Here is a 12938-nt window from a genome sequence, read left to right as displayed (position 1 = left end):
TGCGGGCTGGCGGTTCGCCGATCCCGGCAATTTCTCCATGACGATCAACGACGCGCTCAAGATTTACATCGTTTGCGCCACTGGCGATGAGGCGTCGGGAAAGCTGATTGGTCGGACTCCGACCACGAAAACGCCGAAGGGTCAGCGGACTGAAATTGCAGTCAAACGTCAAGGTGAACTCTGGCCTGAAGCTGTACCCGAAGATGCCGCAGTTGCAGGAGGCGTCGGTGGCTACACTGCCTTCTGGTTCCTGCTGAATATTGAGGGACGGCGAATTTTTTCGGAGCTTTCGTCTCCGTCGGAAATTCAACGAGGCAAGATCACGTCGTGGAGCGAGAGGAACATCCTCCCGGTCATTGATCTGGACGACAGCCCAATCGTTGGCACTCGTGGTCCGCGCGATGGCTTTACAGGCGAATTCGATATCCCCGTTCAGCGCATCGCATAGGTTTACCTATGTTCAATGGAGAAAAACTGGCGCTTGCGCGTCGCCGAGTAGGACTCACGAAAGTAGCATTAGCGCAAAAGGCAGGTATCACTACCCGCGCCCTTAATGCTTTCGAGAATGGCGAATATACGCCGAGTGAGGCGACTGAACAGCTACTTGCACAGGCACTCGGGTTTCCAGCATCTTTCTTCTATGGGGAGTCTCTGGAGGAGCTGGACGAGCACGGTGTTAGCTTTAGATCGTTGAAGCGTATGACCGCTAGCCAAAAGCATGCCGCGTTGGCGGCAGGCTCTTTTGCTTATGAGATCAACAAGTGGATCGACCAGCGCTTTTCGCTTCCCTTACCCAATGTGCCGAACCTTCACGGTGAGTCCCCAAGCAACGCCGCTCGTATCGTTCGGGACGAGTGGGGGATCGGCAAGTTGTCGATCAGCAATATGATCCATTTGGTCGAGGCTAACGGAGTCCGGGTCTATTCGCTTTTCGAGAACGCCAAAGAGGTCGATGCTTTTTCGGTTTGGAATGGCAACACCCCTTTTATTTTCAGCAACCGCCTCAAATCATCGGCCCATCGCAGGTTCGATATCGCCCATGAGTTGGGGCATCTTGTCCTCCACCGGCATGGGGCACCATCCGGTCCTGTGGCTGAGAAAGAGGCTGATCAGTTTGCGTCGGCATTTCTGATGCCGTCCGACACCATCAAGGCGATTGGATTTAGCATCGAGTCGCTTGATGCCGTGCTGCGGCTGAAAGAACGGTGGATGGTTTCACCAGGCGCTCTTACCCGGCGCCTTAAAGATACCGGGATGATTAGCGAATGGACCTACAGGTCGATTTGTATTGAAATCAGCCAACGAGGCTACCGCACGTCCGAACCCAATGATTATCCCCACGAGACCTCAAAGGTATGGCAGAAAATCACGGAATCCCTGAGGGCTAGTGGTCAAACCTTGCAATCCGTCTCGGATGAAATTGGAATTCCCTATGACGAGTTGCAGAAGTTGGTCTGGGGGCTGGTCACTGTTGGCATTCCTTCGGACAGCAAGGCCATCCAATCGACAAGACGCGGTAGTCTCAAGCTCGTGAATTGATCTCGAATGCTGTTCTGGATGAGTCGTTCGCCGCGGTTACGCGGCATCGCCGGGCGCTAAGCGCCCGGCTGCACTTCCTTGGTCTCATCATCGAGCGGCGTCCGCAGCACGATCCGGCCATTGATCGGCACGACCTCGAGCTGGAGCGACAGGCCCTTGTGGTCGCGGTGAAACCATGCGGCTCCGACCTTGGTCCAGAAGGCTTTGTCGCCGCGATTGCTGACATGCCAGGCGATTAAATCAGGGGCCTTGGGCTCGGGCGCGGTGGCGGGTGCGGGGGCTTGGGACGTGCGGGCCATGAGATGTTCCTTTCGTGTTGGTGGCTCGTTGCACCAGACAGAAAGGCCGCGCAGCAAAGGGCGCGGGGTCATGTCCAACACGGGTGACTGCAAGGAACCGGCGCGGGCCGGACATTGACCCTCGCCCGCGTGCGGCCAGTCCGGGTGCTCAAAACGAAGCCGCCACACCGAAGGGAAGGGTGGGGCATTGCCGCCTCTCAGCCCTGCTATAAGCATCAACTCCGTATTGCAAAATGCGATACATTGCGCTAAATCAGCTTCAAGGAGATTGACCATGGCTCACGCGACACAGCGCAAGGATCATCCGCTTTCGATGCGGCTTGCCGATGCCGACATTGCGATCATCGACCGCGCGGCGAGCCTGCGCGGGCGGTCACGCACGGAATTCATGCGCGATGCGGCGGTGCGGACGGCAGAAGAGGTGATCATGGAGAACACGCTCATTCGCTTGTCGCCCGAAGGTTTCGCCGCCTTCGTCGACATGCTCGACCGTCCAGCCAAGCCCGTGCCGGAAATGGTCGAGTTGCTGAAGCGGCCTGCTCCCTGGGAATCAAAGCCTGCTGCCGAATAGGCCGCCGCCGTGCCAATTTCCGCACCCGAGCCGCTCAGCGAAGCGCATGATCTTGCGTCATTCTCGTGCGAGAAGCCGTCGCTCGACAACTGGCTGCGCACCCGTGCGCTCTCGAACCAGAAGAAGGGTTTCACCGCGGTCATGGTGGTCCATGACGCGGGGAAGGTGATCGGCTTCTATGGCCTCGCGCCAACCGCCGTTGTCCCCGTCAGCCTGCCGCGTGCGATCCGCACCGGTCAATCGCCAGATCCTCTGCCCTGCCTGCTGCTTGGCCAACTGGCGACCGATGCGCAATGGCGGGGCAAAGGCATCGGCACCGGCCTGCTCAAACATGCTTTGCAGCGCTGCGTCGAAGGCGCAGCGCTGATCGGTGGCCGGGCGCTGATCGTCAACGCGGTCGATGAGGAGGCCGCGCAATTCTGGAAGCGGCGCGGGTTCTTGCCATCGAAAGACGATCCGATGGTTCTCGCGCGCTCGATTCTCGACATTGCCGCATCGCTCGAAGCCAGCGCCGCGAAGGGTTAGCCCGGCAACAATACCGCAGCTTCAGAACAGCGACAGCTGCGCCTCCTCGCCCGCCACGAAGGTAACGGGCGGACCGGCCATCACAAGTTCCCGTCCGGCATAACGCACGATAATGCCGTCATAGAAGCCCGCCTGATCACCGCGCGCACGATCGCCATCGCGGCACCGATCATGATAGTTGCGCGCCACGCCGCCATACAGCGATGGATGGACGAGCCGGTAGGCCTCAGCTCCCGCAGGACCTGCGCCAACACAGACCCAAAGCTCTCCGCCATGTCGGAACGGCTTGCGGATGGGCTGACCCATGCCGATGTGGTCAGCACTGTAGCTGGCGCGGATATCGCCTTCGCCGATTTGCTTTTCGCTGGCGTGGCACCACGCGCCGAAAGCAAGGCGTGACGGTTCCACCGTGTGGGAGCGGGCCGCCATATCAATACTCGCTCGCCAACATGATGGTCAGCACCCGCCGGGTCACGGCGGGATCGGCGGGGTCCTCGCTGCCAAAGCGCAACGCGCGGTCATAGGCATCGATCTTCCAGAACGCGGTGACAGCAACATCAAGGGGCCGCGAGGTCGACCAGACACCGTCCACCCCCTGAAAGATCGCCCCGAAATCGCGCTCGCCATAGGGATCATTGTCCGACGTGAAGGCATCGAAGGTCTCGACCAACTCGCGCAACTGCGACTGGTCGGCCTCGGACAAAGCACGAATGCCCTCGGTTGCCACCACGACACCAGCAATGCCCATGGCGCGGCGCGCCAGATCATTGAGCCGCGCAATCCGTTCGGCCCGCGTCAGCACTGCGCCGGTCATGACACGGTGCTCCCGCCGCACTCGCACAGGCGGACCAGCTCGCCAAAATCCTCGCGCTCGCCCAGCTCGTCCGCCAGCTGCTGCACCGCCACCAGCGGCAAGCCATTGTCATGCGCCAGCATGCGCAGCCAGTCCTCCCGGCACTCGGCCCCGCATGCACGGTAATTCAAGATCAGATCACCCATGGCCAATTCTCCATCCGGCAAAGCCGCATCCGTCACGCGGCATGCGGCTCTGCCTTCCGGCGAGGATGGGAGGGGGAGGGAAAACCTCAATCGATGCCCTGGTGCGGGCCAGCGGGCAAAGCCCGCCACACGGGGGTGACGATTGGGGTTTGGGAACGAGAGGGCAAAGCCCTTGGCGTTCCCCTATAGGGATCGAACACGATCCCACCAACAACGGCGCCCTTGCACGGCGCGAAGCCGCCGGACGCCCTGCGCGCGGGCCAAGTGGGCCAGCGGGCGTCCGGCAATGAGAGAGGCAAGAGCGCCTGCGGGTCAGCTCAGGAACACCGCGCCCTCAGGAGCATGGCCGAGGGCCATGCGGGACAGAGCGCGTCCGCCAGAACCTCCCGCTCCGCTTGCACCCGCTCCTGATCGTCACCCGGATGGGCCGGGACTACAGGCCCGGTCCGCGCCAGCGGATAGAGCAGGTTGCCCGGCAGGGTAGCGCATCAGACGAGCAAATTCAGAATTAACGCACTTTATCGAAACGGCCGGCAAAAAAAGCGCCGATCCAGATAAATTGGATTCGTTTAGGGCAACAAGGGCAACCCCAATTCTTTAAGGAATACGTTGTGATCGCTGGTGGCTGAGGCAATTTTTCTCTCCGCCTTTGTCAGCCTGTCATGGACCGCGCCCAAGTCGATTTCCTCATCCGCTGTCGCCGTGCTTATGTAGCGGGAAATGTTGAGATTGAAATCGTTCCCTTCAATCTCTTCCATCGGCACGCAGCGGGAATACCGCGTTTCCTCTGTGCGGAATTGATAGGTCGAGACAATTTTCTCGATATGCTCGTCGGTCAGATTGTTCTGCCGTTTGCCCTTCTCGAAATGCTCCGCCGCGTTGATGAACAGCACGTCATCAGGCTTCTTGCACTTCTTCAGCACCAGGATGCACACAGGGATGCCGGTGGAATAGAACAGGTTGGCGGGCAGGCCGATGACGGTGTCGATATGGCCGTCCTTGAGCAGTTTCCTGCGGATTTCAGCTTCCTTACCGCCTCGGAACAGCACACCGTGCGGCAGGATGATGGCCATCACCCCATCGTCCTTGAGGTAGTGGAAGCCATGCAACAGAAAAGCGAAGTCGGCGGCGGACTTTGGCGCAAGGCCGTGGTTCTTGAAACGCACGTCCTCACCCAGCGCGTCCGTAGGCTCCCAGCGATAGCTGAACGGCGGGTTGGCGACCACGGCGTCAAAACGCGGCATTTTGGCCGGGTTCGTTTCGCGCAGAATGTCCCAGTCGTTGGTCAGCGTGTCGCCGTGAAATATCTCGAACTCGGTATCCTTCACCCCGTGCAGCAGCATGTTCATGCGTGCCAGGTTGTAGGTGGTAATGTTCTTTTCCTGCCCGAAAATCTTGCCGATCCCGTGCGTACCCATGCGGTGACGCACGTTGAGCAACAGCGACCCGGAGCCGCAGGCGAAATCCATCAGGCTGTCCATGTGGATGCGTGGGCCGGTGGCTGGCTCCTGCCCGTCTAGAGTGACGATCTGCGAGAGGATGTCAGACACGAACTGCGGGGTGTAGAATTCCCCCGCCTTCTTGCCGGACCCTGCGGCAAACTGGCCGATCAAATATTCATAGGCATCGCCAAGCGTATCGCTGTCGGTTGAGAACTCCCTCAATCCCTTGGCGATCTCGGAGATGATCTTGCAAAGGGTGGCATTGCGCTCGGCATAGACTTTGCCGAGCTTGTCAGACGCCAGATTGATTTCCGAAAACAGGCCGCGGAACGTGCTGGCGAACGATTCTGTCTCGATATACTCTAGGCCCTTCTGAAGGGTGTCGAGCAGCTCAACGTCCTGCTTGCGCGCCAGCTCCGCGATGCTGGTCCAAAGATATTCCGGGCGGATAACGTAGTGCACCTTGCGGCGCATCTGCTTTTCAAAGGCTCCGGTGTCCTCGGGATTTTCCGCGTACCAGACTGACAACGGCGCACGCTTGTCCTCAAGCTTCAGCTTGGGATAGTCCGACCCCAACTCCTTGGCGGCAGCCGCTTCGTAGTTGTCCGACAGATAGCGCAGAAACAGGAATGCCAGCATGTAATCGCGGAAGTCGTCCGCGTTCATTGCGCCGCGCAAAGTGTCGGCGATGGCCCATAGGGTCTTGCCTAGTTGCTTTTGGTCGTGGTCGGTCATTGGGCCTCTGCCTGGGCGGGCGCTTGGGGGAGAAGTGCGGAATTGAAGGGGTAAAATGCCAGAAAATCTGCAAGTATTTTCTCGAAGTGCTCCCGGTTTTCAGGGAGCATCGCGACCGGATCATAGAATGAGTAATTTCCATGGCTCAGGAAGTTGACCAGTCGGCCATACAACGTGCTGTCCGGGTCATCCTCTTCCTGCTTAATGCAGGTGGCAAAATCCTTGTAGCCGTGAAAAATCGAGGATTTTTCGAGCAGGCTGCGCAGCGAATGGAAATGGTGCGTGAAGACCTGACCGGTTTCCTTCGCGTGGTGAAGATCTTGCAACAGGGCCAGGTGGTGAAAGAAAGGCGTGTCGCCGGTGTAGGCCAACTGGAACTCGCCCGTCTGCCGTGACTTGGAAAGCAGGCACGGCACGAACTTGCGGTCGATCCGTTTGATCTCATTCCACATCACATTGTAGAAAAGCGAGTGGTGCGATGAAATCACCGTTCTGATCGCGTGATCTTTCCGCTCCAGAAATCTGGCGAGGTGGTTGCCGACGGTAATGGCGTTATGCTCGTCGAGCGAGGATATCGGATCGTCGATGTAGATGAACTTGACCCACTGATAGGCTTCGGCTCCGTCCATCGCCAATTGGACGATGGCGAGGAAGAAACACCAGATAAAGATGTTTTCCTCCCCGCGCGAAACCTTGATGTTCTGATCGGGATCGTCGTCACGGAAAAAACGGACGAACCAATCGTCCGTGTCGATGCGGAAATCGAAATCGACGTAGCGCCGCAATAACGGACGGATGCGGTTGTCCATTTCCAGCTCCGCGAGGCCGTCGAAAAAATGGGATGCGGAATTGATTTTCAGCTTGCGGTCAGTGTCGCCTTCAAGGTCATTGTCCCACGAAAACAGGTCTTCGGTGAAGGCATTGTAATAGAGGGTATCGCGGCCACCTGCCTGCTTGCCGATGTCCTTGAACTCCATGGAAAGCCGAGTCTTACCAGTCCCATTATAGGCATAGAGCAGGACGAATTTCTTGTCCGCCAACACGCCGCGAATGTGTGCAGCGAGTGTCGGCAGGTCGGCGAAAACCTGACTTGCGCTCATGCCTGCACCTGATCTGCCACCGGGAAAAGCTGCTGTATCAGGCCCTGCTTGTGGGCCTTGAGCGCGTCAATTTTGCTCCCCTTCGCCGCGATAAGTACGTCGATAGACGAAAGGCAATCGGCGATGCGTTCTTGTTCGCGCAAGGCCGGAGGGCATGGCACTTCGAAAGAGCGAATCTGTTCGAAATTCAGACCCTGCCTGTTCCCACCCGCTTGAAAACTGTCGATTTGTGATTGCCCGAATGGAGAAAGAAGGAATTGATTGAGATAGCTCGGAATCATTTCGTGTTCTTTTAAGCGAATGATGCAAACATGCTGGTTGACGTTGCCGCCGGATATTCGGCCGTCAGCAATTGCGCTTCGGCCTATTGATGCCCCTGTTATGTTCAACAGAACATCGCCCGCATGAATCTCAGTTGCGGGAAAAGTCGCATGCAACTCTTCGGCTATGAAAGCCACGTTCTCAAGGAGCAATTCACCCCAGCCGACGTTCTGACTTCGCATGAATGGACGGCCAGAAAGTGAGTATGCGGAATTCCCACCTTTTGGGGTTATGCCGCTGCCCACTTTTTTCGCACTTGAGCCAAGCCTCTTGGCGTCCCAATCTCTCGCCCCCCCAAACTCCGGAAAGCGGAGGCGGGGGGTGGTTTCGCCGGGGGCGGGGAAAAGCTGTTGCATCAGGCCCTTTTTGTGGTCCTTCAGCGCCTCCAGCTTCTCCGCCTCGGCGGCAATCAGCGTATCGATGGACAACAGGCAATCGGCGATTTTCTGCTGCTCACCGGGGGTCGGCGGAATTGGGATGTTGACGCTGTAAAAGGCGTCTGGGCGGATATTCAGCAGGCCGTCGCTTCTCGCGCCGCTGGTAATGTACTTCGACAACTGTCTGCCATGCAGATTCTGATCAAAGGCAGCCTGAAAAAATGCCGGTTCGTGCTCCGGATTTAATCGGAAACAAATAAATGCACTCGATGCAGCAGCCTCCTCGAACTCCTTGAGTTGGCACACATAGCCCTGTGGGTACTTCTTTGAATTTCCTTTATTGTACGCGAAATCGCCAAAGCGCAGGTAAGTGTAGTTTTTGTATTGATCGCCTGAAATGTCCCGCCCGAATTTTGATGCTTGCGAAACAAAACCAAGCCCAGCGGTAATGCTCACGGGCGTGAGATTCACGCCACCCACTTTCTCGTTTATCGGTCGACATGTCTGGCTCAAAGGCACAGGATTCCATCCCTCGGCTTCCCGAAAGTCCGGAAAACGCAACTTCGGCATAAGCCCGCCCATCTGATCCTGCCCGCCCGCGACAGCGCTCGTAGCCTTACTGCTCATATGCGCTCAGCCCCGAAATCTCGCGGCCCTGGGCCAGCTTGTGGAGTAATGGGGCAAGGTCTTCCATCAACGCCAGTTCGGCTTCCGTGCGCGCCTTCCATCCCAGTTCCAGCGGAGCCATCAGGTCGCTGAGGCCGTCGCCATCGAAAATCCGGCGGCGCAGCACGACATCGACAAAGGTTTGCAGCACAGCCGCGTCCACCCGGTGCTTGTCGGCTATCGCGGTCAGCGCCTGCACCTTCTTCGCGGACTTGAACCGTTCGTAACCGGCGCGGATTTCCTTTTCGTCCAGCGGCTGATCGGTGGACAGGCCGCGAATATACTCGGCAATATCCTCGCGCTCGTCGATGAACTTGGCATCGGACTGGATTAGGCCAATCAGCTGCTCGCGGCTCATTTTCAGCTTGCCGGGCAGGTTCTGCGTGTAGCGGGCAATCAGCCCCATGATGTAATCATAATCGATCACGGCTGAGTGGAAGAGCACAAACTCAAAGTCGAGCTGGTCCACTACCGGATCGTCGGCACCGCCGGGCTTGTCCTGCTTTTCCTTCAGCCGCTTTGCGGTCTCCAGATACATGCTGCGGAAACCCTGCAAGGCATCGGTCGGCACGGCCTGGCCAATCGCTTCCGCCTGCTCTTCGCTCAGATCGGTGTATTGATCGAGCTGGGTCTTCAGGCGCTGCACCTCCTTGAACAGGGTAATGAACTGCCCGCGCGCGGCATCACCCTTCAGGTTGGGCACGTCTTCGGGCGCGTTGGATAGCCCCTGCGATTCCATGAACGCGCCCAGCGTCTGCATTGCGTTTTGCAAATTTTCGATCACCTTCGGTGCGGGATCGACCAACCAGATTTGCTTGGGATTATCGATCTTCTCGCCGGAAAAGAGGGCAATCGCCTCTTCAACCGCTGCCTGCTGCTGCCGGAAATCGAGAATGTTGCCATAAGGCTTGGTGTCATTCAGCACGCGGTTGGTGCGCGAAAATGCCTGAATCAGCCCGTGGTGCTTCAGGTTCTTGTCCACGTAGAGCGTGTTCAGGAACTTTGAATCGAAGCCTGTGAGCAACATGTCCACCACAATGACGATGTCGATCTTCTCCGCGCCCTTATGTGGCAAATCGGCATTGGGGAACTGCTGATCCTTGATGCGCTTTTGCACGTCCTGATAATACAGGTCGAACTCGCCAATCTTGTGGTTGGTGCCGTAATGGTCGTTGTAATCGCTGATGATCGCCTTCAGCGCGGCCTTCTTGGCTTCCGGGTCCTGCGCGTTGTCAGCCTTTTCCTGCGGCAGATCTTCCTGAATCTGCTGCACGTCCTTGTTGCCTTCGGCGGGCGGTGAAAAGACGCAGGCAATTTTCAGGGGCTGAAACTCGGGATCGGCAGCTTGGCGCTGCGCCTGAATCTTCGCGAACTTTTCATAGTAATCGATGGCATCGTTGATTGAGCTGGTCGCCAGCACGGCATTGAACTTGCGGCTGGCGGTGGCAGCGTTGTGCTTGGCCAGGATCGTTTCGATGACCTTCTCTTTTTTCAACGCCTCGCCGGGCTTGGGCAGCTTTTCCCCTTCAGGCTTATAGTAGTCGATGTGGAACCGCAGGACGTTGCGGTCCTCAATGGCGTGGGTAATCGTGTATTGGTGCAGGCTGCGCTGGAACAGGTCGTCCGTGGTCCGATAGCTGCCCTGTTCGCCCTCAACCTGCTGATAGCTGGCGTTCTGCTCAAAAATGGGCGTGCCGGTGAACCCGAAAAGCTGGGCTTTGGGGAAGAACTCCTTGATGGCCTTGTGATTGTCCCCGAACTGCGAGCGGTGGCATTCGTCGAAAATGATCGCGATGCGCTCGTCACGCAGCGGCTCCAACCGTTCCTTGTAGGTCTGGGTCTTATTGAACTGGCGGCGATTGGTATCGTCGAGCGCCAAGCCCAGCTTCTGGATGGTGGTGACAATGACCTTGTCGGCCCGGTCGTCCGATAACAGGCGGCGCACCAAAGTTTCGGTGTTCGTGTTTTCCTCAACGCAGCCTTCCTGAAAGCGGTTGAATTCCTCCCGCGTCTGCCGGTCAAGGTCCTTCCGGTCTACGACGAACAGGCATTTGGCGATGTCATCGTTATCCTTGAGCAAGGTAGAGGCCTTGAAGGATGTCAGCGTCTTCCCGCTGCCGGTGGTGTGCCAGACATAGCCGTTACCGCAGTTCTGGTGGATACACTCCACAATCGCCTTTACGGCATAGATTTGGTAGGGCCGCATCATCATCAGCTTCTGCTCGCTGGCGACCAGCACCATGTAGCGGCTGACCATCTGGCCAAGCGTGCACTTCGCCAGGAATTTCTCGGCAAAGCTGTCGAGATGCGTGACCTTCTTGTTATCCTCGCTGGCGAACTGATAGATCGGCAGGAACCGCTCATCGGCATTGAAGCTGAACTGGCGCGCGTTGTTGTTGGCGAAATACCAGGTGTCGGTGCGGTTGCTGACGACGAAAATCTGGATGAAGCAAAGCAGGGTTTTGCCATATCCATTGCCCGGATCGGTCTTGTAATCGACGATCTGCTGCATGGCGCGGCGGGGGCTGACGGCCATCGTCTTCAGCTCGATCTGCACGGCTGGGACGCCGTTGATGAGCAAGATCACGTCATAGCGATGGTGACTGTTATCCGTGTTGATGCGGAGCTGGTTGACCACCTCGAACGTGTTTTTGCACCAATCCTTGATGTTGACCAAGGTGTAGTTGAGCGGCGTGCCATCATCGCGCTCAAAGCTGCTGTACCCGCGCAGGATGTTGGCGGCGGCGAACACGTCGGGTGTGGTGATGCTTTCCAGCAGACGCTGAAATTCGGTATCGGTGAGGCGGACGCGGTTGAGGGCTTCGAACTTCTGGCGAAAGTTTTGCTCCAGCGCTGCTCGGTCACGGATATCTGGGCGATATTCGTATTTGAGCTCTTCAAGCTTGGAAATCAGTTCCCGTTCAATGGTGCTTTCGGCTGTCGTCATCGGTCCAATCCGAGATACTCGTTCACGTGCGACTTTCTATTCGGAGACAGTACACGGCTTAACGTCTTTCGATATGTCAGCCCGCTTGATCGCTCAAAGGCAGTTCAGCCTATAAGCGAAGGGGAAACACGTCACGATACTGGTGCAAGAGTCGCAATTTGTCGCGGCCTTTTACCTGAAGCGTTCAAGGTTGGTCACCCCTCAAGCCGCAAACACAGAGCGACAAATTGCTCTTGCGAGATCGGCCTTAAGCCATTCGGATGTCTTTGCAAGTTGCCTCCTTTGTTCGTTTTCAGTGGTTTGGGGAGTTTACGCCATGAACCGCCTATGCCTCCCCCAACCACTCCGCCGCCTTCGTCGCCGCGCTGGCGGCAGTGAAGATCGCCCGGTTGTCGCCTTTGAGTACCTTCAGCCAGCTGGCGAGGTAGCAGGCATGGTCGGGACGCGGGGTCACCGACAGGCCGAGGTCACCGCACAGGAAGGCTGAGCCAAGTTCGGCGACCAGCTCTTCCATGGCATAGGCCTCGTCGCCGAAGCGCTTGCCGAAGGTGCGGGCGAGCCGATGATCGGCCCCTGTCCAGTGGACCAGCTCGTGGAGCAGAATGGCATACCAGTTCTGCGCCGCGCTGGCGGTGTCGGTGGTAAAGAACCGCTCGCGATCAGGCATGGTGATCGTGTCGATGGAAAGGGTGTAGTGGGCGCTGTCGCCCTGGATGCGGATGGCAGCGCCGGTGGCGGCGATGAAGGCCTCGACATCAGGGACGGGATCAAAGGCCGCGGCTTCCGGCACCTCGGGCAAGGCGTAGCCCTCGACCTGGGCGATGTTGAACACATGCGAGCCCTGCGCGAAGATCCGGCCTGCGCTCTCGCGCGCCTCGTCGTCACTGGCGTCTGCCTTGTCCAGCACCTTGTAGAACACGATCGGCGAGGCCTTCTCGCCCTTGCGGACCTGTGCACCCAGCGACTGCCACTGCCGATAGGTTGCCCAGAGACCATGCCCGAAGTCCTGCGCCTCGGCGCTGGCCCAGAGGGCGAGGACATTGACCCCGCGATAGGCCTTGCGGGTGACCGCATTGATGGGCCGGGTCAGCGGGGCACTGCTGCGATGCCAGGGAAGGGTGTAGTCGCCGGTGCCGCGGTCGAGCGCGGCGATAATCTGGTTGGTGATGGTGTCGTAGATGCTGGCGGTTGCGGTGCTGGCCATGGGAGTAATCCTTCGTCCTGTCGTTGGGAACGCGGATGAAGGGACGGGCCGGATGGCCGGGCGGGTCAGCGGTACGCGGAACAGCCAACACGGGAGGGCAAGGCCCGAATGGAGCGGGCAGGCTGTTGATCCCGCCCGGCACGGGCCGTCACTCAGGGAGCAGTTCATTCCAATGGCAGGGCGAAGGATGCCATGGCCCGGCATTCACGCATC

13 protein-coding genes are annotated in these 12938 nt (G+C 58.3%); 4 read left to right on the top strand and 9 right to left on the bottom strand.

Translation table 11 applies throughout. The annotated features are described in order from the left end of the window. The first annotated feature begins 37 nt into the window (after positions 1 to 37). The gene (locus PFX90_RS02430; protein ID WP_285710151.1) at positions 38 to 448 is read left to right on the top strand and encodes a hypothetical protein; all 411 of its coding nucleotides are present in this window, start codon (positions 38 to 40) and stop codon (positions 446 to 448) included. Positions 449 to 456: 8 nt separating this feature from the next. Beyond that, complete coding sequence (locus PFX90_RS02425) at positions 457 to 1539, top strand: helix-turn-helix domain-containing protein (protein WP_285710149.1); 1083 nt, start codon at positions 457 to 459, stop codon at positions 1537 to 1539. Positions 1540 to 1595: 56 nt separating this feature from the next. Here PFX90_RS02425 and PFX90_RS02420 read toward each other — a convergent pair whose 3' ends face one another. Beyond that, positions 1596 to 1838, bottom strand: a complete 243-nt coding sequence (locus PFX90_RS02420; RefSeq protein WP_285710147.1) for a hypothetical protein — start codon at positions 1836 to 1838, stop codon at positions 1596 to 1598. Positions 1839 to 2112: 274 nt separating this feature from the next. On the opposite strand from PFX90_RS02420, the gene PFX90_RS02415 reads away from it, so the two are divergent. Both PFX90_RS02415 and PFX90_RS02410 read left to right on the top strand, forming a co-directional pair. Further along, positions 2113 to 2409, top strand: coding sequence for a type II toxin-antitoxin system TacA family antitoxin (locus PFX90_RS02415; protein ID WP_285710145.1), 297 nt, complete (start codon positions 2113 to 2115; stop codon positions 2407 to 2409). Between the two features lie 9 nt (positions 2410 to 2418). Then, positions 2419 to 2934: a GNAT family N-acetyltransferase gene (locus PFX90_RS02410; protein ID WP_285710142.1), complete on the top strand. Its 516-nt coding sequence runs from the start codon at positions 2419 to 2421 to the stop codon at positions 2932 to 2934. Positions 2935 to 2955: 21 nt separating this feature from the next. Here PFX90_RS02410 and PFX90_RS02405 read toward each other — a convergent pair whose 3' ends face one another. From PFX90_RS02405 to PFX90_RS02370, 8 genes are all read right to left on the bottom strand, one after another. Further along, positions 2956 to 3363 (bottom strand): hypothetical protein, encoded by a 408-nt coding sequence (locus PFX90_RS02405; protein WP_285710139.1) that lies wholly within the window; start codon positions 3361 to 3363, stop codon positions 2956 to 2958. A gap of 1 nt (position 3364) precedes the next feature. After that, positions 3365 to 3748, bottom strand: a complete 384-nt coding sequence (locus PFX90_RS02400; protein WP_285710137.1) for a DUF3768 domain-containing protein — start codon at positions 3746 to 3748, stop codon at positions 3365 to 3367. After that, entirely contained in the window at positions 3745 to 3933 is a 189-nt protein-coding gene (locus PFX90_RS02395; RefSeq protein ID WP_285710135.1) for a hypothetical protein, read from the bottom strand. Before PFX90_RS02395 ends, PFX90_RS02400 begins: the two co-directional genes overlap by 4 nt. 569 nt (positions 3934 to 4502) lie before the next feature. Next, positions 4503 to 6110: a type I restriction-modification system subunit M gene (locus PFX90_RS02390; protein ID WP_285710132.1), complete on the bottom strand. Its 1608-nt coding sequence runs from the start codon at positions 6108 to 6110 to the stop codon at positions 4503 to 4505. Next, positions 6107 to 7210, bottom strand: coding sequence for an AAA family ATPase (locus PFX90_RS02385; RefSeq protein WP_285710129.1), 1104 nt, complete (start codon positions 7208 to 7210; stop codon positions 6107 to 6109). Before PFX90_RS02385 ends, PFX90_RS02390 begins: the two co-directional genes overlap by 4 nt. After that, positions 7207 to 8535, bottom strand: a complete 1329-nt coding sequence (locus PFX90_RS02380) for a restriction endonuclease subunit S (RefSeq protein WP_285710127.1) — start codon at positions 8533 to 8535, stop codon at positions 7207 to 7209. Before PFX90_RS02380 ends, PFX90_RS02385 begins: the two co-directional genes overlap by 4 nt. Then, the gene (locus PFX90_RS02375) at positions 8525 to 11521 is read right to left on the bottom strand and encodes a type I restriction endonuclease subunit R (RefSeq protein WP_285710125.1); all 2997 of its coding nucleotides are present in this window, start codon (positions 11519 to 11521) and stop codon (positions 8525 to 8527) included. Before PFX90_RS02375 ends, PFX90_RS02380 begins: the two co-directional genes overlap by 11 nt. A 325-nt stretch (positions 11522 to 11846) precedes the next feature. Next, complete coding sequence (locus tag PFX90_RS02370) at positions 11847 to 12725, bottom strand: ArdC family protein (protein ID WP_285710123.1); 879 nt, start codon at positions 12723 to 12725, stop codon at positions 11847 to 11849. Between the last annotated feature and the right edge of the window lie 213 nt (positions 12726 to 12938).

This window comes from Erythrobacter oryzae (genome assembly GCF_030271515.1).
Taxonomy (GTDB): Bacteria; Pseudomonadota; Alphaproteobacteria; order Sphingomonadales; family Sphingomonadaceae; genus Erythrobacter; species Erythrobacter oryzae.
This window is presented reverse-complemented; position numbering and strand designations above follow the sequence as displayed.

What these genes read in the sequence shown, in the direction of transcription:
- PFX90_RS02400 (WP_285710137.1), bottom strand. Translation starts at nt 3,748, where the DNA reads ATGACCGGCGCAGTGCTGACGCGGGCCGAACGGATTGCGCGGCTCAAT.
- PFX90_RS02420 (WP_285710147.1), bottom strand. Translation starts at nt 1,838, where the DNA reads ATGGCCCGCACGTCCCAAGCCCCCGCACCCGCCACCGCGCCCGAGCCC.
- PFX90_RS02415 (WP_285710145.1), top strand. Translation starts at nt 2,113, where the DNA reads ATGGCTCACGCGACACAGCGCAAGGATCATCCGCTTTCGATGCGGCTT.
- PFX90_RS02390 (WP_285710132.1), bottom strand. Translation starts at nt 6,110, where the DNA reads ATGACCGACCACGACCAAAAGCAACTAGGCAAGACCCTATGGGCCATC.
- PFX90_RS02370 (WP_285710123.1), bottom strand. Translation starts at nt 12,725, where the DNA reads ATGGCCAGCACCGCAACCGCCAGCATCTACGACACCATCACCAACCAG.
- PFX90_RS02405 (WP_285710139.1), bottom strand. Translation starts at nt 3,363, where the DNA reads ATGGCGGCCCGCTCCCACACGGTGGAACCGTCACGCCTTGCTTTCGGC.
- PFX90_RS02430 (WP_285710151.1), top strand. Translation starts at nt 38, where the DNA reads ATGACGATCAACGACGCGCTCAAGATTTACATCGTTTGCGCCACTGGC.
- PFX90_RS02375 (WP_285710125.1), bottom strand. Translation starts at nt 11,521, where the DNA reads ATGACGACAGCCGAAAGCACCATTGAACGGGAACTGATTTCCAAGCTT.
- PFX90_RS02380 (WP_285710127.1), bottom strand. Translation starts at nt 8,535, where the DNA reads ATGAGCAGTAAGGCTACGAGCGCTGTCGCGGGCGGGCAGGATCAGATG.
- PFX90_RS02395 (WP_285710135.1), bottom strand. Translation starts at nt 3,933, where the DNA reads ATGGGTGATCTGATCTTGAATTACCGTGCATGCGGGGCCGAGTGCCGG.
- PFX90_RS02425 (WP_285710149.1), top strand. Translation starts at nt 457, where the DNA reads ATGTTCAATGGAGAAAAACTGGCGCTTGCGCGTCGCCGAGTAGGACTC.
- PFX90_RS02385 (WP_285710129.1), bottom strand. Translation starts at nt 7,210, where the DNA reads ATGAGCGCAAGTCAGGTTTTCGCCGACCTGCCGACACTCGCTGCACAC.